Source organism: Trichocoleus sp. FACHB-6, from assembly GCF_014695815.1.
GTDB lineage: Bacteria > Cyanobacteriota > Cyanobacteriia > Cyanobacteriales > FACHB-T130 > Funiculus > Funiculus sociatus.
Genome location: NZ_JACJOY010000094.1, coordinates 48,151 through 72,002 on the forward strand (window position 1 = coordinate 48,151; position 23,852 = coordinate 72,002).

At 44.5% G+C, this 23,852-nt stretch carries 22 protein-coding genes and 2 pseudogenes; 14 read left to right on the forward strand and 10 right to left on the reverse strand.

Annotation, left to right across the window (positions count from 1 at the left end; all coding sequences use genetic code 11):
- Nucleotides 1–59: 59 nt before the first annotated feature.
- The 3 genes and pseudogenes from H6F66_RS18115 (at nucleotide 60) to H6F66_RS18125 (ending at nucleotide 2,525) form a co-directional block, all read left to right on the forward strand.
- Complete coding sequence (locus H6F66_RS18115; protein WP_190423850.1) at nucleotides 60–1,196, forward strand: hypothetical protein; 1,137 nt, start codon at nucleotides 60–62, stop codon at nucleotides 1,194–1,196.
- Nucleotides 1,189–1,998, forward strand: a pseudogene (locus H6F66_RS18120) (DNA adenine methylase); the annotation flags it as partial. The gene H6F66_RS18115 and the pseudogene H6F66_RS18120, both read left to right, overlap by 8 nt.
- Before the next feature lie 134 nt (nucleotides 1,999–2,132).
- A complete protein-coding gene (locus tag H6F66_RS18125; RefSeq protein ID WP_190423854.1) occupies nucleotides 2,133–2,525 on the forward strand; it encodes a gamma-glutamylcyclotransferase in 393 nt (130 codons plus the stop codon).
- 158 nt (nucleotides 2,526–2,683) lie between these two features.
- Here the strand turns inward: H6F66_RS18125 and H6F66_RS18130 are convergent, their stop codons facing one another.
- A complete protein-coding gene (locus tag H6F66_RS18130; RefSeq protein WP_190423857.1) occupies nucleotides 2,684–3,250 on the reverse strand; it encodes a Fis family transcriptional regulator in 567 nt (188 codons plus the stop codon).
- Nucleotides 3,251–3,631: 381 nt separating this feature from the next.
- Nucleotides 3,632–4,282, reverse strand: a complete 651-nt coding sequence (locus tag H6F66_RS18135; RefSeq protein ID WP_190423859.1) for a sigma-70 family RNA polymerase sigma factor — start codon at nucleotides 4,280–4,282, stop codon at nucleotides 3,632–3,634.
- A gap of 453 nt (nucleotides 4,283–4,735) precedes the next feature.
- Between H6F66_RS18135 and H6F66_RS18140 the strand changes: the two genes are divergently transcribed.
- Entirely contained in the window at nucleotides 4,736–5,317 is a 582-nt protein-coding gene (locus H6F66_RS18140; protein WP_242018994.1) for a L,D-transpeptidase, read from the forward strand.
- Between the two features lie 247 nt (nucleotides 5,318–5,564).
- Here the strand turns inward: H6F66_RS18140 and H6F66_RS18145 are convergent, their stop codons facing one another.
- Both H6F66_RS18145 and H6F66_RS18150 read right to left on the reverse strand, forming a co-directional pair.
- Nucleotides 5,565–6,119 carry a late competence development ComFB family protein gene (locus H6F66_RS18145; RefSeq protein WP_190423861.1) on the reverse strand — a complete coding sequence of 185 codons (555 nt, stop codon included), beginning with the start codon at nucleotides 6,117–6,119 and terminating at the stop codon, nucleotides 5,565–5,567.
- Between the two features lie 528 nt (nucleotides 6,120–6,647).
- Complete coding sequence (locus H6F66_RS18150) at nucleotides 6,648–7,574, reverse strand: M23 family metallopeptidase (protein ID WP_190423863.1); 927 nt, start codon at nucleotides 7,572–7,574, stop codon at nucleotides 6,648–6,650.
- Between the two features lie 360 nt (nucleotides 7,575–7,934).
- Between H6F66_RS18150 and H6F66_RS18155 the strand changes: the two genes are divergently transcribed.
- The gene (locus tag H6F66_RS18155; RefSeq protein ID WP_190423865.1) at nucleotides 7,935–10,271 is read left to right on the forward strand and encodes a cation:proton antiporter; all 2,337 of its coding nucleotides are present in this window, start codon (nucleotides 7,935–7,937) and stop codon (nucleotides 10,269–10,271) included.
- Nucleotides 10,272–10,319: 48 nt separating this feature from the next.
- Here H6F66_RS18155 and H6F66_RS18160 read toward each other — a convergent pair whose 3' ends face one another.
- A complete protein-coding gene (locus H6F66_RS18160; protein WP_190423867.1) occupies nucleotides 10,320–10,535 on the reverse strand; it encodes an RNA chaperone Hfq in 216 nt (71 codons plus the stop codon).
- 139 nt (nucleotides 10,536–10,674) lie between these two features.
- Between H6F66_RS18160 and dapF the strand changes: the two genes are divergently transcribed.
- The 3 genes from dapF to H6F66_RS18175 all read left to right on the forward strand — a co-directional run bounded on the left by dapF (nucleotide 10,675) and on the right by H6F66_RS18175 (nucleotide 13,535).
- Complete coding sequence (dapF, locus tag H6F66_RS18165; RefSeq protein ID WP_190423925.1) at nucleotides 10,675–11,514, forward strand: diaminopimelate epimerase; 840 nt, start codon at nucleotides 10,675–10,677, stop codon at nucleotides 11,512–11,514.
- Between the two features lie 424 nt (nucleotides 11,515–11,938).
- Nucleotides 11,939–12,421 (forward strand): class I SAM-dependent methyltransferase, encoded by a 483-nt coding sequence (locus H6F66_RS18170; RefSeq protein WP_199294824.1) that lies wholly within the window; start codon nucleotides 11,939–11,941, stop codon nucleotides 12,419–12,421.
- Nucleotides 12,422–12,800: 379 nt separating this feature from the next.
- Nucleotides 12,801–13,535 (forward strand): VanW family protein, encoded by a 735-nt coding sequence (locus H6F66_RS18175; protein ID WP_190423869.1) that lies wholly within the window; start codon nucleotides 12,801–12,803, stop codon nucleotides 13,533–13,535.
- Nucleotides 13,536–13,636: 101 nt separating this feature from the next.
- Here the strand turns inward: H6F66_RS18175 and H6F66_RS28495 are convergent, their stop codons facing one another.
- From H6F66_RS28495 to H6F66_RS18190, 4 genes and pseudogenes are all read right to left on the reverse strand, one after another.
- Complete coding sequence (locus H6F66_RS28495; RefSeq protein ID WP_277873801.1) at nucleotides 13,637–13,981, reverse strand: hypothetical protein; 345 nt, start codon at nucleotides 13,979–13,981, stop codon at nucleotides 13,637–13,639.
- Between the two features lie 21 nt (nucleotides 13,982–14,002).
- Nucleotides 14,003–14,293, reverse strand: a pseudogene (locus H6F66_RS28500) (tRNA(His) guanylyltransferase Thg1 family protein); the annotation flags it as partial.
- Nucleotides 14,294–14,491: 198 nt separating this feature from the next.
- Nucleotides 14,492–14,965 (reverse strand): ATP-binding protein, encoded by a 474-nt coding sequence (locus tag H6F66_RS18185; RefSeq protein ID WP_190423873.1) that lies wholly within the window; start codon nucleotides 14,963–14,965, stop codon nucleotides 14,492–14,494.
- 59 nt (nucleotides 14,966–15,024) lie between these two features.
- Nucleotides 15,025–16,896 carry a DUF1565 domain-containing protein gene (locus tag H6F66_RS18190; protein ID WP_190423875.1) on the reverse strand — a complete coding sequence of 624 codons (1,872 nt, stop codon included), beginning with the start codon at nucleotides 16,894–16,896 and terminating at the stop codon, nucleotides 15,025–15,027.
- Between the two features lie 405 nt (nucleotides 16,897–17,301).
- Between H6F66_RS18190 and H6F66_RS18195 the strand changes: the two genes are divergently transcribed.
- The 4 genes from H6F66_RS18195 to H6F66_RS18210 all read left to right on the forward strand — a co-directional run bounded on the left by H6F66_RS18195 (nucleotide 17,302) and on the right by H6F66_RS18210 (nucleotide 20,468).
- Nucleotides 17,302–18,411 carry a thiamine phosphate synthase gene (locus tag H6F66_RS18195; protein ID WP_190423877.1) on the forward strand — a complete coding sequence of 370 codons (1,110 nt, stop codon included), beginning with the start codon at nucleotides 17,302–17,304 and terminating at the stop codon, nucleotides 18,409–18,411.
- Entirely contained in the window at nucleotides 18,404–18,625 is a 222-nt protein-coding gene (gene thiS / locus H6F66_RS18200; RefSeq protein ID WP_190423879.1) for a sulfur carrier protein ThiS, read from the forward strand. Before H6F66_RS18195 ends, thiS begins: the two co-directional genes overlap by 8 nt.
- A gap of 147 nt (nucleotides 18,626–18,772) precedes the next feature.
- On the forward strand, nucleotides 18,773–19,753 hold the full coding sequence (locus H6F66_RS18205) for a DUF1517 domain-containing protein (protein WP_190423880.1): 981 nt from the start codon (nucleotides 18,773–18,775) through the stop codon (nucleotides 19,751–19,753).
- A gap of 331 nt (nucleotides 19,754–20,084) precedes the next feature.
- Entirely contained in the window at nucleotides 20,085–20,468 is a 384-nt protein-coding gene (locus tag H6F66_RS18210; RefSeq protein ID WP_190423883.1) for a hypothetical protein, read from the forward strand.
- A gap of 415 nt (nucleotides 20,469–20,883) precedes the next feature.
- On the opposite strand, the gene H6F66_RS18215 is transcribed toward H6F66_RS18210, so the two are convergent.
- Nucleotides 20,884–21,732, reverse strand: coding sequence for an ABC transporter permease (locus tag H6F66_RS18215; protein WP_190423885.1), 849 nt, complete (start codon nucleotides 21,730–21,732; stop codon nucleotides 20,884–20,886).
- 36 nt (nucleotides 21,733–21,768) lie between these two features.
- On the opposite strand from H6F66_RS18215, the gene H6F66_RS28985 reads away from it, so the two are divergent.
- Together H6F66_RS28985 and H6F66_RS18220 are read left to right on the forward strand one after the other, a co-directional pair.
- Nucleotides 21,769–21,891 carry a hypothetical protein gene (locus H6F66_RS28985; protein WP_277874032.1) on the forward strand — a complete coding sequence of 41 codons (123 nt, stop codon included), beginning with the start codon at nucleotides 21,769–21,771 and terminating at the stop codon, nucleotides 21,889–21,891.
- Between the two features lie 243 nt (nucleotides 21,892–22,134).
- Entirely contained in the window at nucleotides 22,135–23,319 is a 1,185-nt protein-coding gene (locus H6F66_RS18220; RefSeq protein ID WP_190423887.1) for an EcsC family protein, read from the forward strand.
- Nucleotides 23,320–23,852: the final 533 nt, after the last annotated feature.

The following is a 23,852-nucleotide window of genomic DNA, read 5'->3' on the forward strand; positions in this document are numbered from 1 at the left end:
CTGCTATTCAGTCTTTCTGCTATTCTCCTTAAGTTTCCTATCTCTGATTATGACAAGCTATGGATATACTTAATTTCACTGGTTTTATAAGAGATATTGTTTATACACCATGCCTCATCCCTCGTAGAATTGACACTTATAATATAAATAACTTTAATATAAATTCTTCAAAACCATTTGGTATCATAACTTTAGATACTCCTCAAAATACTATTGCTTTTTCTAAATGGAAATCTCCTAAAAGAACTAGGACATATCCATTTGCTAGAATTTACAATACTTATAATCTTAATTCTAAGAAAGTAACAGTTATTCCTGTAATTAAGGATGAGGGAGCTGGTACCCGAAATAATGATAGGATTAATTTTATTACATTATCTTGGATGAATTTGCTGAATGTGTATATTATTCTGGCTTGGTATGAGCAAGCTGATAGAGTGCAAAATTCTCCCGATAAAATTACAAACCAAAAATTTGATAATAATTATATAAATCAAAAGATTTTAGAAATCAGCCATTATCAATCGACAGCTTTACATTGGAATATTACTCATTTTGAAAGAGATTTTGCAACGGTCTACTTAAACGCTGTCAACAGCTATGAAAGCATAGAAATGACTCAGAAGGTAAAATTACACCCACGGTCAAAACATCTTGAAATACTTGAAAAATTTAAGAATAATGGCTATTTTAATATAGAACAATTCAAAAAATATACTTTAACTAGATCCCTTGAGGCTGCTCACCGCGAATCAAGGACTACCCATAAATTTGAGCATTTGGCTGATGGGTATAAAGGAATATTTTTTCTGTCAAATTATTTAGGAGGAGTTTATCATCTAACGGCTGATGAGATTTACAAAGAAGGAGATACATTTATTATACAGGAGTCAAAAAACGTTAATAATAAAAAACTGCCCTCTGTAGACGATATTAAAGATGGCTTATTTAAGCTGATGCTTTTCAGTAATTTAGAATCTTTATTTTTAGATAATGCAGAAGTTAAATTTACCACTCGCTTAAAAATTACCGGAAGTGTTAAAGGTTCTCTAAATTTACAAAGTGATTTTTCTACAATAGAAGCATTTTGTCAAAATAACACCTTTAGCAAAACCCAAAGGCAACTGGTTGAGTTACTATACCAGGAAACAATACAAAATCCTAAATTCAACATCATAATTACTAGCAATGAGTAAAATTATAAAAAGTCCTTTAAGATACCCTGGCGGCAAATCAAAGGTTGTGCAGTATTTATTGCCTTATGTGCCTCTAAATGTATCTGACTTTAGAGAACCATTCATAGGGGGTGGTTCAGTTTTTTTCGCTGTGAAAAGTGTATTTGATAGACAAGTAAATAAATATTGGATTAACGATATTAACTTGGACTTGTATCTATTTTGGAAGTACGCAAGAGATGATATAGACAATTTAGTTACAGCGATCGCTAAATTAAAAAATGATTATAGCTGTGGAAGAGAATTATATAATTATTTGAATAATAAAGACAATATATGTTGTGAATTTGATAGAGCAGTCCGTTTTTTTATTATGAATCGGATCACTTTTTCGGGGGTGATGGATTCCGGCGGTTATTCCCAACAGGCATTTGAAAAACGATTTACTCAATCATCTATTGATAGATTAAAAAATGTATCTATCTATCTATCAGGAGTTACTATTACTCAGGGGGATTACGAGCGTCTGTTGGTAGAAGAAGGAGAAAATGTATTTGTGTTTCTCGATCCGCCCTATTATCAACCGGCTAAGTCGAAACTTTATGGGGTTAAAGGTGACTTACATACAAACTTCGATCATGAAAGATTTGCCGATGACATGAAAAAATGCCAGCACAGATGGTTGATAACTTACGATGATTGTCCAGAAATTAGAAACTTATTTAGTTTTGCTGAGATTATAGAATTCCAGGTACAGTATGGAATGAATAATTATAAACAAAAAAAAGCGGCTAAGGGAAGAGAATTAATAATTAAAAATTATTCCTGCTCTATGCCCAAACATCAAGAAAAAAAAGCACAGATGTTAGCATTAGAAGATGTAGGAAAACCCGCTCAATTATTTAATGACTTATTTTCTACAATAAAAGACGAGGAGATTACTATTGAGGATTCTTGATGGTAAAAGTATTCGTTTACGGCACTCTCAAGCCTGGGGGGTCGAATTATCAACGTTATTGTGCGGGTAAGGTGGTGGAGGAGACAAGCGCGATCGCGCACGGTAAACTCTTCGCCCTAAAATTAGGTTATCCCGCCATGACTACAGGCGACGGGAAAGTTCACGGCTTTTTGCTGTCTTTCGCCGATTCAGCAGTTTTACTGAATTTGGATGAATTGGAAGATTACAATCCAGAGCGGAAAGCGGCACAAAATTTATATAATCGGCACGAAATCCAGACGTATGATTTAGATGCGCGATCGCTAGGGACGGCGTGGGTTTATTTGATGACACCAGAGCAAGTTAGACGCTACGGGGGTGTTGCTCTGCCGTGTGGTTACTGGAAAGGATAAAACCCTGAAGTGCAAATAAGTTAAAGCCCCTGTCCACCTAACCCTCCTCTCAGAGGGCTAGGGTTAGGTGGACAGGGGTGGGAAAGAGGTTAACTGTGAATTGATTGAGCGTTTCATCCCCCAACTCCAAAGGTCAATTGAGGGGTTAAGAATGTAAATTAATAACTTTGATTTTGTGTATCTTCGGCAGAGTTTAGCAGTTGGTTGAGAGAGTGTTCTGGACTCGCTACTGCTGCTTTGGGAATCTCTATGGCAGGGCGATTCAGAGCAACCATCAAAGGCTCTGAAGGCTGCGGTGCTATGGGAGATTGAGCCATCTGCGGACTCAAGGAGTAATTGCCGGGGAGAATGCCTGAGAAAGCGCCAACAAACAAAGCTGCGATCGCTGCACCACTCCATCCAGCAAATTTTTGAAATCTGCGGCGGTTGATCGAAGCGAAAACTTCATTTACTGCCTGTTCTGTGGATTGCCCAGACTCAGGAACTGGCAGGGTTTGTAACCCTTGACGTAACGTCACTAATCTGGTGTACAAGCACTGCACTGTCGGGTCAGTTTTCAGCCATTCCTGAACTTGTTTGCGTTCCGCAGCAGTTACTTCACCGTCTAAGTAGGCACTGAGCAATTCAAAGCGATCGCGCTGCAAAATATCCATTTCCTTCGAGGTCTGTGCGTCCGCTGGGCATCGCAGTCCAGCATCCTTATGAGTATTAAAGTCAGGGGTCATGTTTACGTCACCAGCAAATCACACAATTGGAAACTACAGCTCTCACAAATTTTTGCCACTATCAGTATATGGTAGATACTCGTATCTCGTCTAAGATTGTAACTGTCCTGTCAACAATCAGCACGTAAGTGAGTGGTAGGGAATTTACTTAAGCCGTCCGGAGTAGCTTGGTTGGGGTTCAACTTAGCTCTTTGGGAGTTTTTGGCGGTTATAGCAGCAAGTAGATATCAAACTTTCTTCACCCGATGATTAGGGTAAATTCCTTACAGCAGAACCACTTCAACAATCTAAAGAACACCATTCTACTGCTTTGAGCATAATTGACTTTCTGGGGAGGGCAAATCCACCTAAAAGCTGAAAATTAATTTCACCTTGAAAAGGCTAGCGCCCATCTAGATAGTTTTGCAACTGAGATTGCAGCCGCTGTCTGGCTCTAGCAATTCTAGACTTCACAGTTCCCAAAGAAACGCCAGTAATTTCAGCAATTTCTTCGTATGCCATACCTTCGATTTCTCTAAGGACGATGGTAGTACGGAAAACCTCTGGCAGATCAGCGATCGCTTCATGCAGCTGTTCGTAGAATTCCCGCGTCGTCATATCTTCGTCGGGACTTGGATTGTCTGAGGCAATTTCCCAATCCATTTCACCGTCATCCATCATGCGAGGAGCATCCAGCGACAGCGGATTAGAAACCCGTTTGCGTTTACGCAGCTCATCGTAAAACAGGTTGGTGGCTATGCGGCTCAACCATCCCCGGAACTTGACTGGTTCCTGCAAACGTTTGATATTGCGGTAAACCCGAATCCAAACTTCTTGTGCTAAATCTGCCCGATCCTGCCAATCTGGAGCCAGGTGGTACAAAATTTTCTCGACATGAGACTGATAGCGACGCAACAGCTCTGCAAAGGCAGCGCGATCGGGACGCAGATCGGCCTGACAGCGTAAAATTAAATCGTAGTTTGAGAGTTTTTCAGGTTGCACCTGAACCGTTACTTCAGCCGTTGACCAGGTTGCAGGAATCGATTGACTCATGGATGAAATGGGGGTTAAAACAGCCTTACTCCCCAAGACGCTGCCACTTGTGCAATGTTCCCAATTAGATGGAACGCAATTTTTGCGCTCTCACACCAATGTAGCGAATAGCAGTAGCAGAGAGTGGGGAGTTATTACTATTCTTCGCAACTAATAAAATCCCATCAGGAAAAATTTCCTTGGCTCAATAAACTGCTGGCAAAGTCCCCAACGACTGAATTCCCTTAAAAGCCAACCTCTATTCTTCTGGAAGAGGACGCAAGTTGAGAGCTTTTATTTAAGGAAGTCCTGATGGTGAGGGGACTTTACTATATCAAGCCTGGGTGGATGAGGGTTGGTTTGTGTAGGGTCATTTAGCTTTCCGCCAATTGCGCGAAGCCTAATATTGATAGGCGTATGCTAAAAGAAGAAGGTTATAAGGTAATTAGGTAGCAACTCGTAGCGAAAAGCGCTATGTCAAGAAATGAGCCACTGTCTCGAAATTTGATGCTGATTTGTTTTGGGACAGCTTTTGTGCTGTTGTCAGTTTCGTGGCGATCGCATTTCTCAAAGCTGACGCTCAACAGCTTAGGATTACCAGTTATTGCTGGGGAAAATTTTAGCTTCGGGGCTGCTTTATCGCCATCAACGTCAGAATACCTTGGGCGATCGCGTTTGATTGTCGATTTGAGCGATCGCGTTGTCTATGTTTACCTAGACAATCAGCTTTTCGCCACCTACCCGGTAGCTGTGGGACAGTCGGGTTGGGAAACTCCCATCGGTTCATTTCAAGTTCTAAAAATGAACAAAAATCCAGCTTGGAGTCAACCCATCACCGGGGAAGTCTTCCCCGCTGGGGCGAAGAATAATCCTTTAGGCGATCGCTGGATTAGCTTTTGGTCGGATGGACGACATCAAATCGGGTTCCACGGCACCAACCAGGAGCAGCTGGTAGGGCAAGCTGTTTCTCACGGCTGCGTGCGAATGCGTAATCAGGATATTCGGGCTATGTATCAGCAGATAAGTAAAGGAACGCCTGTAATTGTTCGTCGCTGAGAAGGTAGAAGTTTGGCCTCCTCCCCACCTTAAACCTTAGCTCCACGAGCCTGCGGTTTTGAAAGTGGGGATTTCCCGAAACGTTAGCATTGCTTGTGAGTCTGTATAACCTCGCGGTTTTTCTTCCCTGCTTCATTACACCCGCCGCCATCCTGCTCGGCTCTTGGCCTTACGGTGGCTCCACCGGCTAACACTGTGAATCCCACAGCTAAGATATTCTTCCCCGCGTTCTCTTATTTAGAAGATTTCATTCTTCATCATTTTCATCCTTATCTCTTTGCTCAAAGTTGGAAGCGTAAGTTTGTAGTAAAGAACTGACCTGCTTAAATACATCCGGCCCAGAAGATTTGCTGATAACTTGTCCTGGGTTTTCGGGACGATCCAAGTTACGAGCGATCGCTTCGTTTACTTGCTGGGTAATTAGCTCTTGGAGTTCATCTTTTGCTCGCATTCGCTGATAGCTGGCTCCTTCCTCCGTCGTCGCGTACAGCGGCGGTAGACGATTTAGAGCGTAGGCGGCGATATCCCCCACATCCAAAACGCGATCGCTAGTAGCTTCAATTTCTGCGACTCGCGCGATCGCTTCCGTCAGCACCAACTCTTCCATCACATTGATAAACTGTTTGCGAGGAACCGCAACGACTTCCCCCGTCAACAGCGCCCCCATCAGACGATCCAGCGCCATGTACTCTTCAATTGACAGCTCAGACGCGGTGTCACAAATGCGTCCTACCTCTGCCTCCATCGCTGGTGTCAGATAACCATCTTGTAGGGCTTGTTCAACAATCTTTTCAATACTCATCTAAAAATCCCGCTTTATACCCCATCCTTTACAGCGGAGGCGGAGTAAATCCGCCTCCGGGCAACATGGCTAGTTGCCTCCTACTTTGGTTGGCGAGGAAAGCAAGGCTGAGATTGCCGCTTCCCTAAAAAATTGATTTTCTCTCTTTGGGTAGAAGCAATTTTTTTAAACGCCTCTATAAGCCATGAGTAAAGTTGAAATCTGTATAGATGTCTCTTCGCTCATCCCCATCAAAATATCTTGGCATGACACAGCACCTCTCACCAGCTACCCTGAAAATCAGTTTTGTCGGGCGAAGAAACCGGAAGTGTTTTACCTACGGGGATTTTCGAGATTGTTCCCTGGAGGCTATTCAACATTGGCGTTGCCGCTAAAGCTATATGCAATCCCCAAGCGAGGGATATTGCAAGACATTAAAAGTGCCACGCCCCCTCCTTTTTTACATAGACAACCCTGCCACAATGTGTACCTCAATACAACACTAAATAGATCAAAACTTCAAAAAATACATCAAAACTTCCTAAAGCCTCATTGAAATTCTTGATTTCGCCAGGGGCCAGGGTCAACTGATAAGCCATTTACATACAATCCCCAGTGCAAATGAGGGCCAGTTGAAGCGCCCGTAGAACCAATTGCACCAATTACCTGACCAGGTTTTACAATATCCCCTTCCTTAACATCAATACGGCTCAGGTGCATAAAAATGCTGGTGACACCTTGCCCGTGGTCAACTCCAATTACATTACCGTGAACCCGGAACCCTTGGCTTACCCTTCCCACCAACGCCACCCGTCCTGCTGCTGGCGCTGTCACAGGCGAACCATACCCGCCAGCGTAGTCAACTCCGCGATGGTAGTAATCGTTGGCAAATTTGCCATTGTAGTAGCGACGAACTCCGTAAATGCTGCTGATTCTTCCCCGGTTCGGCTTCAGGAAGGGGCCATTCCAGAACTTTTGGGGTGTCACTAACTTTTTAAAAGCCGCTACCCGATCTAGTTCATATTGCGTTGCTCCCTGTCCAGCTTTTCCAGGGGGTAGAGTAATCCGTTGCACTGGAAAAGAGCGCGATCGCAAAACAATCGGAATTTCCCGGACTTCCCCATCACCCGCCACCCGAATTACCAACTTTCCTGGCTTATCTAAAGGTGTCGTTGGTAGCAAAGCTCGAAAACGATTTTGACCGATAGAAAACGTTGAGTAATTCTGCTGTTTCAGAGACACCGTGGGACTTTGCGAGTCTGCTGCATCTTTTTGAATTACCACTGAAAGAGTATCTCCCAACTGGGGATTAGTGGGTGTCACCTGAACCTGCAAGGCTCGCGCTGGCAAAGTAAAAAGGCAAAAAGCAACCGGCAAAAGAAAAAATTCTTTCTTTGTACTTTTGACTTTCAGAGAAAAAAGTGTAGAACTGAGTTGCTGTAGGTCAGGGCGAAATTTTAGCAGATTCTTCGACATCACAGGCAATTACTCCCACAGGATTGTTTACAAAACATCTATATGTTTTTTGTACTAGCGGATAGACTATCACCCTGTCTCAAGTGTTTCCCATATTCTTCTACTCGTTAAGAGCCTCCGAACGCGATTAGCAAAGGCTCCAGTCTTCCCCAACGGCGAATAAAGCCAAGGAACAGATGAGGCAGGAGCCTGATTCTGAGCATTCCTTTTTGTGACCTGGGAAGGAGAAAAGGCAGACTAAGTAGTGTCCGTATTTCCTACTGAAGGCAGATGACCTTTAGTCAAAGGGATCTGCACAGCCCTTAAAACTCTGTATCCTAAAGTTTATATACCTTCATAGTTTTTTTATAAAAGAAACTTGTGCAAGAAGATTTTAGACTGATTGTTGACTTAGTGACGGTTCTCGCGGCAGCTGCGGCTGGGGGGCTGGTGGCAGCCTTATGCCGTCAACCTGCTTTGCTGGGCTATATTCTGGGCGGGATGGTTGTTGGCCCAGCTGGATTGAAACTAATTAAAGAGTTGATTCAGATAGAAACGCTGGCTCAGTTTGGCGTTGCCTTTTTGTTGTTCGCGCTGGGAGTCGAGTTTTCCTTTACGGAACTGAAAAAAGTTCAAAAAATTGCTCTGGGAGGGGGCGGGTTACAAATCGCCCTGACTATTCTAGTCACAGTTGTGGTATGTGGCGTAACTGGGGCTTGGGGTACTTTACCAGCCAAGGGTGTCTTCCTAGGGGCGATTCTGTCTCTGTCTTCCACCGCTGTTGTCCTCAAGTGTCTGATGGAGCGCAACGAGACGGCAACGCCTCATGCTCAGGTGATGCTGGGGATTCTGGTGGTGCAGGATTTGGCGCTGGGATTGATGCTGGCGGTGTTACCAGCGCTGGACAAACCCCCGGAAGCAATTGGCAAAGCGATCGCTTTAGCGCTTTTGCAGATTGGGCTATTTGCTGCGGGGGCTGTGGCTGTTGGTATTTGGCTAATTCCGCCTTTGCTGCGTTTGCTGGCTAAAACGGAAAGCCGGGAGCTGTTTCTACTGGGCGTGGTGGCGCTGTGTTTGGGCATTGCGTTGCTCACAGAGTATATGGGTCTTTCGATTGAGATGGGGGCATTTGTCGCCGGGTTAATGATTTCGGAGGTGGAATATGCCGACCAAACTCTGACTTATGTGGAACCGCTGCGGGATGTTTTTGCAGCTTTATTTTTTGCCGCGATTGGGATGCTGATCGACCCGGTTTTTCTCTGGGAAAATCTGGAGTTAATTTTGGGGCTAGTCTGTTTGGTTTTTGTGGGCAAGTTTTTGATTGTGACACCAATCGTGAGAGCGTTTGGATATCCTTTGAAAACGGCTTTAATTGTTGGGTTGGGATTAGCGCAGATTGGGGAATTCTCGTTTGTGCTGGCGAGTGAAGGGCAAGCACTGGGATTGGTTTCTCGCCGAATTTACTTACTGATTTTGGGTACAACTGCTGTAACGTTGGTACTTACGCCTTTTGTGCTGCGCCTGGTGCCAAAATTGTTGGAGTTGCCTTGGCTGAAGTCGTTTTTAGACACAGCAGATGCCCCGTTGGAAGTTGCTTGCGATTTGCCTTTGCAAAATCATGTGGTGGTTTGTGGCTATGGGCGAGTCGGACGAAATCTGGTGAAACTGTTGCAGGAACACAAGTATCCAGTTGTGGTTATCGATCAGTCTGAAAGTAAGATTCAGCAAATGAGAGAGGCGGGGGTTTCCTATGTTTATGGCAATGGGGCTTCTTTGCATGTTTTGGAAGCTGCTGGGGTAGGTAAGGCGACGGGGATGGCGATCGCTATGCCCGATCCGATGGCTACCCGTCTTTGCCTGAAACGCGCCTTAGAATTGGCTCCTGAGTTGGATATCGTTGTCCGCGCCAACCACAATAAAGATATCGAACTGCTTTACCAACTGGGAGCGCGGGAGGTGGTGCAACCTGAGTTTGAAGCTTCTTTGGAACTGGCTTCGCATCTTTTAGCTGGTAATGGCTTGCCTTCATGGACAATTCAGAAGGAAATGCAGCAAATCCGCAATAGTCATTATCTGGCGCTGCGCCCAGAGCGATCGCCTTCGGAAATTGCCCGCGACTTGGAGGTTGCTGCTGCCCAAATGAATAGCAAGTGGTATCCTCTCCCTCCTGGTTCTCCTTTAATCGGGATGACGCTGGAGGAGACTGATTTACGCCGTTTGACTGGTGTCTCTCTGGTGGCAATTCGTCGCAGTGGCGGGGAAGAAATAGATTATCCAGATATCCAAACAACTTTGGAAGAAGGCGATCGCTTGTTGGTGGTGGGAGAATCAAATGAACAAGCTGCCTTCGATCAACTGGCAAAGGGTAAAGTGGCAATTCCTAGTGAAAATGCTCCCTGTCAGTGGTTGTTAGTTCCAGAGGATAGTCCGGTTGCTGGGAAAACTCTCTCCCAGTTACATATGCGCCGCCAGTACGGGGTACAAGTGCAAGCAATTCGGCGCGATGGGAAGTTCATCCGGTTTCCTGGCGGCGACACCCAGCTGTTGGTAAGCGATCAGCTACTTTTGTGCGGCGGCAGTTATCCTCTAAATCAAGTGCAGGAGTGGCTCTCCCCACCGTCAGAGGATTCTCGTGTTGTGGAGGTTCCTGTAATCCAAGTGCCTGTGAACGAAGCTTTCCAAGAATTGCTTACATCTGATAATCAGCAGGAACTTTAAAAAGTGTTGAGTGTTGAATTGGGAAAACAACGCAACACTCAACACTCTTCAGGACTTCGGCTTCACATATGCGATCGCTTGCAGCCAAACTATTGTGGGCTGATTTGATTGCTCCATCAAACAAATACAGTTCTGATCCAGCCAGCGAATTTTCCCACCTAAAACATCGTTTGTAAGCAGCTTTATCTCGACTTCTTTTCCTTCTTTAACAAATGTTTGGAGTAGGCGAATACTCGGTAATCCAGTTTCCAGTTCAGCAGCCATAAAATATATCCTTGATAATTGGTAATTTTAAAAAATTAGGAATTAAGAGTTATTAATCGAAACCTGATAACTCCTAACTTTTCCATCACCCATTACATAGTTTATGCTAATTGAAGACCGTTAAGTGGTAATTGCTGCTATGAATATCGAGTTTACTAAATATCAGGGACTGGGGAATGATTTCATCCTGGTTGATAATCGTGGCACAGACGAACCCTGTCTGACACCAGAGGATGCTGTCAAGTTATGCGATCGCCACTTCGGTATCGGTGCAGATGGTGTGATTTTCGCCCTCCCCGGACAAGATGGCACCGACTACACGATGCGAATATTCAACTCCGATGGTTCAGAACCGGAGATGTGCGGCAATGGTATTCGCTGTTTAGCCAAATTTATCGCCGATTTGGAGGGAACATCTAGCCAAGAGGGTCAATATCGCATCCACACACTGGCTGGTGTCATGACACCGCAAATTAAGCCGGATGGTCAAGTTACAGTCGATATGGGAATGCCGCGACTACTTGCAGCAGAAATTCTCACGACGCTAGTAGCACCAGACAAGAAAGCGATAAATGAACCTTTGGAAGTTGCTGGAAAGTCTTGGTTAGTAACTTGTGTTAGCATGGGCAATCCCCACTGCATCACATTTGTGGAGGATGTCGCTGCTATCGAGTTGGAAAGCATAGGTTCTGAGTTTGAACATCACCCAGTTTTCCCCAAGCGTACCAATACCGAGTTTATTCAAGTGGTGCGCCCAGATTATCTGAAAATGCGGGTGTGGGAAAGAGGTGCTGGGATAACTTTAGCTTGCGGTACGGGTGCTTGTGCTGTGGTGGTGGCTGGGGTATTGGCACAGAAATGCGATCGCGTTGCTACGGTGGAACTACCCGGCGGTTGTTTAAAAATCGAATGGGCAGAACAAGACCAGCGAGTTTACATGACTGGCCCAGCCGAAAAAGTTTTTACAGGGAAGATATAACATTTCAATTAGCTGGCTAACAGAGCTTTTAAATTTTCTGGAAAATGCGATTGCTCGCTTGTATACAGCTTTAGCTAACAATAATTGTAGGTTAGTTTCAGCACATACGGAACCCATACAAATGCTTATTGTATTGGTAACGCTTAGCCTAAAACTACCCTACGCTTACTTTGATCTTTCCCCCCTAACTGAACCGTATTTTCATCAATTATTGGCAGCTATAGCCATCCTCGCTAGAGTTGTGAGCTAGGGCTTCGGGGTTCAGATTTCCGACTTCTTGCAGTTGAAAATCTCGCCTTAACGAATTATTTAGGTCTGCTATATCTGGAACCCTTGCATCCGAATAGGTGTCAATAATAAAAAGGCAAATAATCTTTTTTTGCTTAAAAATTCCTTGTAAAAAATGTAAAAAATTTAGTTGATTATGTATCAGTCAAATAATAACGATGAAATAGTAAAACTATACTACGAAGAAATTGCGGGTGACTATGATAGTTCGAGGTTTAACAATTCCTATGGTCGTTATATCGATACTCAAGAAAGAGAAATTTTGAGTCAGTGGTTAGCTAATTATAAAGACAAAACTGTACTTGATTTAGCCTGTGGGAGTGGACGTTTTCTGAACTTTGCCACAGATGGACTTGATGTAAGTGGCAATATGCTTCAAATAGCTAATAATAAATATCCTGATAAGAACTTAATCCTAGCATCAGCAGATAATATTCCAGTAGAGCCGAATAGTTATGATGTAGTTTTTTGTTTACACCTTTTCAGGCATCTAAGTAAAGAAAAAATTCAGTCTATCGTCAATGAATGTCACAGAATTCTTCGTCCTAATGGAATTTTAATTTTCGATATTCCATCAGCTTTACGCAGAAAGCTAATTTCATATAAGCCTGAATCCTGACACGGAGCAACTTCATTTTTTCTTGAGAATATTCGGCAAATGTGTGCAGAAAAATGGCAGCTTGAGGAATTAATAGGAGTTGCTTTTTTCCCAATTCATCGCCTTCCACCTAAAAGCCGTCAGCTTTTGCTACCTCTTGATAAGTTGATGTGCCACAGTTTTATAAAAGTTATGTCCTCTTATTACATGGTGAAACTAATCAAAATGTGATTAAATGTTTTACTTAATTTAGCTACATAAGTCTTTATCAGTGCATTTACTAGATTAAACTTCATCTCAAAAACCGCAGATTTTTTACTTAGTACAATTCAGTAAGCGTAGACTAGGTTACGTTCCTTAACCGAGCCTACAACTGAAAAGTGCAAAATACAATAATGATATGAAAAAACTAATCCCGCCTAATTTAAAAGTACGTTTAAAAGTAATGCAAAGATACGCATTAGATTTGTCCAAGGGTCAATATAGCAATTTTGTAACCTATAATCCGACAAGCGACAAACAAAAAAACTTATTTCAGCAACAGATAGTTATTTGTCAAACACTTAAAAAAACTAGCTTATCAGAAAATAAAAAACACAATTTAGCTTTGGCAATAAAAAGAATTCAAGATGTAGAAATTCAGCCAGGTAAAGTTTTCTCTTTTTGGCATCTAGTAGGAAAGCCTGACCAAGCAAAAGGTTATTTAGAAGGACGAGCAATTGTTGGCAACCAACTGAAGGCAGATTTTGGTGGTGGCTTATGTCAATTATCAGGATTGCTTTATCTTTTAACTTTAAAAGCCGGGCTTGTTACTCTAGAAAGACATCCTCATTCTCACGATATTTATACCGAAGAAACGCGGTTTGCCCCATTAGGTTCTGATGCAACTGTTGTGTACGGTTACAAAGATTTTCGCTTTCAAAATAATTTGTTATTGCCAATATGTTTTAAGTTCAGTATTCAAGAAGAGGAAATTAGTGCGGCTTTATATCCTCTGTCATCGATTCGTGAATACAGAATCGAATTTAAACGAGAAGATTTTGAAAGTGAGACTAAAGTTGATACTATTCGTTTTGATGACCAGAAAAACACCTTTGAGTTACTGAATACCACAATTTATCAGAAATTTCTGTGATAAATCGCGCTACTACAATACCGGAACTTTATCCTGGCAAGTCTAACTCAAGCTTCCTTTGCCGCCTCATGAGTAGCAAAAATGTGGCGAATAAATTCCCCCTAAGCATCTTTCATAGGTAACTCTTCTTCAATCTTGATCCGTCGTGGTGTAGTTAAAACTGCTTTATCTTGAATTGGATTGTAGCCTTCTTTCTCGTATTTTTCCCAATATAAACCTGTTCCCCGTTGTTGCCAGGCGGGAAGTTCATTAAAATTAATTCCGTTTTGAAAAAGCAATTGATTTTTAAACGCCACAGACTTACCTTCAAGGGCAGATGTTGCATTTCCAACGCTTTCACGAGCCTTGCGTAGCGTCCAATAACACCAGCCATTCAAGGCGCATCTCGTAGCATCTGCCTGTCGCCAATTAAAATAATCTACTACCTGGGATTTGTTTGCACCCAGCCAGACGCGGCTATCAAAATTTACTACAGTTTCAGCGGCGTGGGTAAATGTAGCGCTGGCAATGCTGGCAGAAATGGAGACAATTTTTTCGAGACTGCGATCGCAAAAATCCCACTCTGGACGGAATAGCACCGAGATTTCATCGCTTTCTGTATAAGCATAGATACCGTGGAGTTCTTCTATCAATGCTTTGGCAGTTTGCACCATTAAACTGTGAAATTTCACATCAAATGGCTTTTCAAATCGCGATTTGGTAAACCGCGAAAATCCGCGACCATCTACACGAATTATCACCCACGCTTGAGAGGATGTTTTAAAAGTCTCCTTGACCGACTTTGGCTACTTCAACTACTCAGGCTTTACTACGATAGAATCAACGGTTGAGGCTACTTAGTCTCCTTCTAAGGTAGCTTTCAGAACCCAATTTGACCCTTTTAAAACATCCTCTGAGGTAATAGACGCAGCGAGTGGAAATACTAAAGTTCGCGCATTTGTTTCTCAAACGCATCATTATCCATCAGCTACCTCATTTTTATTCCATTCCCGCACCTCAAAAGCAGAGTTATCAGCAATCTGCACGTAAAATAGCTTGTGAAAGCCTTCCGCATAAGATGGGGGTTTTAGTTTCTTGATTGTGGCATAAATCCCTACATCTGGAACTCTGGCTCTCCCCGTGCGTTGCTGGTTGCGCTCAAGGCATTGGGTTAAGATCGATTCAAAGTAATAACCGATAATTTCAGCATTGTAGCTACAACCCAACTGAATTAGAGAGGCACGATCCTCAATTGTTGGGTTAGTGTTATCAACAACTACTGATGCTCCGGCTTGAAGTGCCTCTTCAATCAGTTGTGCTTGCCTTCTGGAGGGCTTTTTATTGTTACGCAATAAATCTTTGCTAACAAGTTTATGGGTTTCGGCAAAATTAGTACGAAAAAACGTACTTTTTCCAGAAGCTTGTAAACCGATAAAAATTAATAATTGCATAGGCTAATGGCTAATAGATTTTGAACAATTAGCTATTAGCCATTAACTATTAGCAATTGTCAATTCATTTCTTCAACAATAGCTTCCACACCCTTGTTATCCAGCATTTGCACAATTTCGTTAGCGCGATCGCGTCTGCTAAATACTCCCACTTGCATCACTCCGCGACCGTTGGCGACAGTGCGGAAGGCATCCGGAACCAGCGATCGCACTAAAGCTTCTTGGCGCGAATCCTGAGCATTCACCAAAACCCGATAGCGCAAACCTCGCGCCTGCGTACTACTGCTACGGCGAGACGAATTTCTCGTCCCTGTAGTCGTTGTCTGGTCGCCAATATTCCCCAGGGGAATATTAGCGCTAGGCACTGGCAGTAAATCTGGAGAATTCGGATTTCCTAGAGGCTCCTCTGGCGAAGCGCCAAAGTCTATAACCCTGGGTTGAGTAGGCGACGCTGGCGACGAGGAAGAGGGCGTTAACGACGGTAGCGCTGGTAAAGTCCTAGACTGCCTAGGAGGGTCGAGAGTAGGTAGAGACGACCTTGATGCAGGCGGTGTTGCTGGAACTGGTAACGGTGAGGTCTGAGGAAGAGGCGGTAAGGCTGGTAAGGTACCCTGTAGCGTTGGTAAAGACCGGGGCGATCGCGACCTTGATGCAGGCGGCACAGGTTTTATAGCTGTGTTGTTGGGTGCGCGTTGTCCTGGGGTGGAAAAGGTTGGCTCACTCCGCCAATTTGGGTCTATAGCTGAGGATGGAGAATTCTGGCTCGGTGCGATCGCTCTGGCGACTGGCAATATTTGCCTTGGCGATAGGGCAGCAGGAACCCGATCCAGAGTGTTGCTGGCGACGGCGGGAGTAGCGACACCACCTAAATCAATGTTTCCTTCTGTACGGGAGGCGATCTGATTTCCGAAAGCGGGAATAATTTGATTGGAAGCTTTGGTGTAAAGGTCTAATTCACCATTAGCACGAAAAACATTACCTCCCGGTTCGTCAGCTTTCCCCAAATCGGGACGAGCTTGAGAAATTGCCACTAACCCATAGCGAGTATTGTTTTCTATGACATTGTTCCGTAAGATGGGCTGCGCCTTACCTTCGAGAACTACACCATCTTTATTGCCGATAATGCGATTTCCAATCAGTTGCGGTGCGGCATTCTGACCGACGCTAATGCCAAATCCTGTGTTTTGAAACACATTTTCCCGCACTTCAGGGCTAGAGCTGCCGTATATGGTGATGCCATTTCCGCCATTGCTGTAGAAGTTGTTCCCGCGAATCGTGGGCGAACTTTTTCCATTGACAGAAACCCCATCATGTGTATTTCCAGTAAAGGTATTATCGACAACGAGGGGACTGTTGGATTCAATCCACAGACCGTAACCTCGCGGATTAGGATTAGTTACCGTTACCCCTGTGATTGTGGATTGGTTAGCTGAGGCGATCGCTATATTTTGACCAGCAAAGGTCGGACTCAGGAAACCGCCCCCGCCTTTAATCACAATATTCTGCCCTTTGCTGCTGGGGTCGCCTTGAATCGTGATCCCCGATTTTAGCCTCAAGGGAAAAACTTCGCCCGTCTCCAGGCTGTAAGTGCCGGGAGAAAGGATAATCGTGGTGTTGGCTCCAGCTACCCGCAATGCTTGGGTAATGGTTTGGAAAGGTGTCTTTTCACCCCCATTGCCATTAGTGTCATTCCCAGCAGTTGGGTTGACGTATAGCATTTTCATGGTGCTATCAGCACCAGGCTGAGCTACATTAGACTGTGCCACTACTGCGGTTACATCTAGGCAAAACGGTATTGTTGTCGCCGCCACTATTCCCAGGACAATACTACAGGTACGAATATTGTGGCGGCTCTTGCCTGAAATTTGATAATCGAAAATCCGAAATCCGAAATCCGAAATTTTATGATTGCGGGGGCGTGTCAAACTCACGGCTCTACTCCTCTCAAGTTGGCACTGCAATACAAGGTGAAGTTTGATGGCATTGGCACCTAGTTTTAGTTTATGCACGCCAATGCTGGATAGACACTACCCATCTTTTTACATTTCTAAAAAGCTGTTTCCAGCCATCTATCAGAAGATTAATTTTTTCAATGTGCAGGGTCATATCTTACCAACATACTTTATTTTCGACAAGATTTTTAATCAATGGATGCAATACAAGTTATGTTTATTTTGTTCAACATACTTAATCCCCGCGTCTTTATTTTTTTATCCGTTTGTATAAAATAGATGGGTTAATGGCAAAATTTGGCTCGGCGTGCCACCCTCTCACCTTAAATATTTCGCGAACAAGGGGAAGTGACTGTTACGATGAAAAATAATGGAGTGGTTGCGATGGGCGAGAAACACAGCGTTCGAGGGCGAGTCGGCGATTTGCCCATACAAACACAGCCAGCTGTTTGCCGCATTTTAGATGCCAATCTAGACCGAGCCAGAGAAGGCTTGCGAATTATTGAGGAATGGTGTCGCTTCGGCATGAATAGCTCCCCACTTGTAAATGAATGCAAGCAAATGCGGCAGGAGCTAGCGAGCTGGCATAGTATTGAACTGAGGGCAGCGCGGGATACTCCCGGCGACCCAGGCACAGAGCTGAGCCATCCTCAAGAAGAACAGCGCTCCAGTATTGAGCATTTGTTGCAGGTAAATTTCTCCAGGGTGGAAGAAGCGTTGCGGGTGCTGGAAGAGTATAGCAAGCTTTATGACCCGGATATGGGAGCGGCGACTAAGCAGATGCGCTATCGGGTGTATACCTTAGAGAGCAGCTTGCTGGCTTACAAACGACATCAGGCACTGTTGCGATCGCGTCTGTATCTGGTAACATCTGCCTCGGAAGAGCTGTTTTCCATCGTCGAAGCCGCCCTGCAAGGGGGACTAACTCTGGTACAGTACCGAGAAAAAACAGCCGACGATAACGTAAAACTGGCTCACGCTAACAAACTCCGCCAGCTGTGCCATCAATACGGTGCATTATTTATTATGAATGACCGGGTGGATCTAGCTTTGGCTGTGGATGCCGATGGTATCCATCTGGGACAACAAGATATGCCAATTGCGATCGCTCGTCAGATACTTGGGCCACAACGCCTGATCGGTCGTTCCACCACAAATCCAGAAGAGATGCAACGCGCGATCGCTGAAGGCGCTGATTATATTGGGGTAGGCCCAGTTTACGAGACTCCGACCAAAGTTGGTAAAGCGGCGGCTGGTCTAGAATACGTCCGCTATGCAGCTGCAAATTCCCCGATTCCCTGGTTTGCAATTGGTGGCATTGAGGTGGATAACTTAAATGATGTGCTGGGAGCGGGAGCCGAGAGAGTGGCAGTTGTCCGCGCTATTATGCAGTCAGATCAGCCGATGTTGATGGCTCAGTATTTCATCTCGCAACTGGGTCGAGTGCAAACTCTTCGCACAATTGATGCTCGTCTTCCCCAATCTCATGTCTAATCAGTTTCATCAGGTTGAGCTTCAGGTGAATGGCGAACCCCGTAGCTGTTCGCCGCATACCAAATTGCCCGAAATGCTGGAACAATTGGGATTAAACCCGCGCTTAGTGGCTGTTGAGTACAACGGTGAGATTCTGCATCGCCAGTTTTGGTCGGAAACTGAGATGAAACAAGGGGACAATTTAGAAATCGTCACCATCGTCGGCGGCGGCTAGAAAAAGGGTCGGTAATCCGTCCCCCGTATAGTCCCCAGAGTCAGAAACCAAGCGATAGATTAAATATGTACCCGGTGATGCCAATCGAAAGATGCCTTGAGCTGCAAGAGCCGCTACAGTTTAATCAGATTCAAGAGGCATAGTTTAATGCGTAACAAAATACTTTCAACAATTAAACCATTTTTTAAATCTCTGCTCGTCATTGGGCTCGTCCTAACTTTGGCATTTAGTCATGCTGATGGAGCTTTAGCAGCCCGCACAGGTGGGCGGATGGGAGGTAGTGGCGGTTTCAGAGCGCCCAGCCGCAGCTATTCACCTCCTGGCCGTACTTACGCACCAGGAGGAGGAGGATACTATCCCGCGCCCTATCCCGGTGGTGGCGGTTTTGGCTTCCCGTTACTTTTCCCCTTCTTTTTTGGTGGGGGAGGCGGCGGTCTGTTCAGTATTCTGATATTCTTGGCGATCGCTAACTTCCTGGTTTCCAGCTTCCGTCGTGTTCGTGCTGGCGATGGTGGCGAAGTGGACTCCCTCGGCTACAGCAATCCCAAGGTTTCCGTCGCACGGGTACAAGTTGGTTTGTTGTCGGAAGCCCGCAGTCTGCAAAAAGAGCTAGACCAGCTGGCGCGTACAGCAGATACAAGTTCCGCCGAAGGTCGCGCCCAAGTTCTACAAGAAAGCACCTTAGCTTTGCTACGTCACCCGGAATACTGGGTTTACGGTGCGGGTGAATCTCAGCAAACGGCGTTACAAGCCGCAGAAGCTAAGTTCAATCAGCTAGCGCTGGGCGAACGTAGTAAGTTTACTGAAGAAACTCTTTCTAACGTCAATAATCAGCTCAGAGCAGCTGCTCCTAAAGCATCTTTACCAGGAACTGCTGCGGGTGGTGAACTGATGACACAAGACCCTGGTGAATACCTCGTTGTGACGATGGTAGTGGGTGTGGAAGGTAATCTGGAACTACCGAAAATTAATAGCACCGACGATCTGCGTCAAGCTTTACGTCAAATTGGTGGTATTTCAAGCGATCGCTTACTCGCTGTAGAAGTTCTCTGGACACCCCAAGCAGACGGCGACACGCTCACTACTGATGACTTGCTGGCTGAGTATCCGGATCTGAAATTAGTTTAATCGAAATTTGTAGGGGCGCACGATTGCGTACTTCTACTGATTTGTTCTCAAGAGGAGGTTGATTATCAGCCTCCTTTTTTCATGTCAATCCAAAAAGTATTTGGTCAGTTTAGGTTACTGTCTTGGCATGACCAACTTAATTCAGGCTTTAACATGACCATCTAAATTTATTTTTTCAATAAAACCGCGCCGAAATGCTGGTAATTGTCTTGAAATTATGCCATTTTTATCTAGGCATGTTTTTAGGCGTACTGCTAAACAGATTGGTAGCTATCTGCTGGTTCTGGACGCACATCCCAACCTACCGAAGTTAGAGAATCGGATACAAAAAATGACGAAGATTTGGCAAAAACTCTTAGTAGTCGCGATCGCACTCGCGATCGCATTGCTGACAAATATCTCTCCCGCCGCTGCTGTTAGCTTAGTACCTGCTGGAGACATTTCTGAAAAGCCTATACTTCCGGCTACTTGCCACGACTACATTAATTGTTATGAGATTACTATCACCAATTCTAACCTTTCTCTGAGTGCGCCTTTTAGCGATGGCTCGTTCTTAGAACTCAATCCCATCACCACCGATGTAATACCCGTACCCCATTCTGTTGCAAAGCTTAACTCTGTTGTTAGTTTTTTGGTTTTTGGTGCTTTGGGTGCAGGTTGCTGGTTGTTAAGCAAAACCAGCAGAAAGTTTAAAAGAGCTAAATTGCTTTGGTAAGCCTAGAAAAATAACTTAGTAAATAGCGACATAGCCCAGTATATCTGGGCTTTTTTTGTGGGGTTCTTCTTCAGAATGGCTGGTTAGAGCCGCACAAACCCTCGTAGGGACACGGCAATGCCGTGTCCCTACACTGTTATCTATGCAACCGAGAATTGCTATATACCAGCGGTTCTATTTGATTCGTTAATTTTTCGTTTAGGAATATGAGTAGGAAAAATTAATTATTTACTTTCGTGTCGCAGGGCGGTATTATTAGATAATGGAAATCTATCTGTATTTTAAAAATACAGATAGATTTCCATTATTGAAAAAACACTTAGATTAAAATTTTTTAAATCATTATACCCTAAAAAAAGTTAATTTTTTGACAATATTTCTAGTTAAAATTTTAAAATTCATAAACTCAAAAAAACTACTTAAACCGTTTTTGTTCGCTGCGATAACGGAGTAATTCAGCAACAAAGGCAACAACACCTGAAACTATCATTAACATAACGCTCAAGGCGTTGATATCAGGTTTAACGCCAGTGCGGATGCGGCTAAAGATTTCCATTGGTAGAGTTGTGGCACCAGTACCAGCAGTGAAGCTGGCAATCAGAAAGTCGTCCATGCTGAGGACGAAAGATAATAGACAACCAGAGATAATTGCTGGCATCAACTCCGGAAGCAACACTTGTATAAAAGCTTGCACTGGTGTCGCCCCTAAATCTAGGGCGGCTTCTTCTAAGTGGGGATCGAGGGCGCTAATTCGGGAAGAGACGACAAGGGCCACGTAGGCAAGACAAAAGACGACATGAGCGGCGACAATTGTCCAAAGGCTAAGAGGTATGCCAATTACTGCTAAAAATACCAAGGTGGCGACTGCGATCGCAATATCGGGAATAATCAGGGGTAGGTAGGCAACGCCGCGATACAAGCTTTGAAGAGGAAAGCGATAACGCGCTAAACCTACTGCCATCAGCGTACCAATAACAGCAGCGATCGCTACCGCACAAAATGCTACTGTCAAGCTATTTTGCAGTGCTGTGAGAACGCGAGAGTCGCCAAACAGTTTGAGATACCACTTCCAGGTAAATCCTTCCCACCCAGCGCCATAGGCAGATTCGTTAAAACTGTAAACGCCAAGTACCAGAATGGGTAGGTACATATAAAAAAACATCAGCAGGGTAAAAAGAACCTGCCAAGAGACACGAGGTTTATCCTTGGACTTCAACATATCTGGGGTGATGTCCTCCTGCTGATTTGTTACTGTACCTGTCATCAATTTTCACCACTAGCCAGGGGAAGCGATCGCACTATGCGCTATTTCTTCACTTTACCGGATGCGATCGAATGTCTGGAAGAGTGCGATCGCGTCAACCTGTGCAACGTTTCAGTAATATCTTTAATCTTTGTATCATTTATTACTAATATTTCTTGATTTAGGGCTATACTTATAGAATGGGAATCTGTGCGCTCATATATAGTCTTTTAAACGAACTATTCTAGACGCTGTATAGGGCAGAGGAAAAGAGGAATGCAAGCCTTGCAGTTACCAAAGTGGTACTGAGGCGGGAAGGGAGAAGAGAACACAAAGTGTTTTTCTTTCTGTTGATACAGGCGCGATCGCATTCTGGCAAGATATTCTCAAAAAAGAACGCCTGGTGGGAATGGGAATTGAACGATGGAAAACAAACCGGGAATTGTATCTGAAAAAGTGGAATCCGATACACAGTCCACGGATGTCAAACCGTCGTTTTGGGATTCAGTTGCGGCTTCTGGGCAAGCGATCGTAAAAACAGCCGTTGGAGGAGTTGCCGCAATAGGCAACACGGCTTATAGAACAGGCAAAGCTGTAGTAAAGACAGCAGCTGGTGTTGGCGAGACGGCGGCGAAACAAACGCAAAAGTTGATTTCGCAAACTACGCAAGGTGCAGGACGTGCGGTTAATTATGTAGGCGATAACCAATTTTTACGCCATGTCACCAGAGCCTTACCTACAACTTGGCTACTCGGTATCATCAATCAAGTTGATGTGGTAAAAGCCGAAAATGCTGTTAGAGATTTACAGCAAAAGCATCCAGAGGAAAGCCCCAATCAGGTTGCCCATCGTTTAATGGTGGAAAAAGCAGTTTATGGCGGCGGGATGGGTTTGGCTACTAGCTTTTTGCCCGGACAGGCGTTGGCGTTGTTGACTGTTGATTTGGCAGCGACGACACTGTTGCAAGCGGAAATGGTTTATCAGATTGCCGCAGCTTATGGGTTAGATTTGAAAGATCCAGCCCGTAAAGGTGAAGTGTTAGCTATATTTGGTTTGTCGCTGGGCGGGAGTCAAGGAATTAAGGCGGGTTTAGGTTTGTTGAAAGCTACACCTGTGGCGGGTGCGGTAATTGGTGCCAGCGCAAATGCGACGATGATCTATGCGTTGGGTTATGCGGCTTGTCGGTTTTATGAGGCACAGCTGCATTCGCAGGTATCGGATGATAAGCTGGTAGAAACGCAGGCGGCGAGTGAAAGTTATTTGCAGACTGCGATCGCGCAACAAGCGATTATGGATCGGATACTGGTTCATACAATTGTGGCAAGTTATCCCGGCAAGTCTTGGGAAGACATTCTCCCTTCCTTACAGGCGGCGAATCTCAGCCCCGCATCAATAGATGCGATCGCTTCTAATATTAAATCTCCTCAGCCTTTAGATACGCTTTTAGATCAACTTAACCGCGATTATGCTATTCCCCTGTTGGCGCAGTGTTACAGAGTATCCGAACTCGATAGCGCACTGACACCAGAAGAATCCAAGGTTATCGACAAAATTACTCAAAGATTTGATATTGACGTGGATGCGATTAAAAAACTTGTAAAGATTTAAGACAGCTTCCTCAACCGCAAGCCGTCTCGTGGGTTCCAATACTTTCTGGTTAATCTCTCCACGCCAGCGCCACAACCCCTCTCATTGCTCCTTGGGTTCGTGCGAAATCGCGTTACCCAACAAATGCCGTTATAGCCTTGGTTTTTTGCCCTAATCGCCCAAGCTACGCGGGTTTCTGGCAAGAAATTCGGCACTTTTTATCTTTCTAGTGTTAGTAACGTATTTAATTCGGGAATCCTAGTAATAGGGGTGATTCTAAATGTGTCTCCCGCAATTACTGCTCTTAATGACTAGACAGCCGCATCTTCTAGAAAGAACCGGGGAAAAGTGGATAAAATCGTCCCCTCTTACCGCAAAGCTTCCCACCCATAGGCATAACTGCCGAATGGCGAGTGGAAATCTCTAGCGCTGCGTAACCAGCAATAAATTTTATTGCTGATATCAGGGTGATTCAGTAGGGAGGACAAAATGAATATAACAGTTTATTTTAACCTAACCTGACTAATTGTTAGGTTGTTTGAATGTATTTTAGG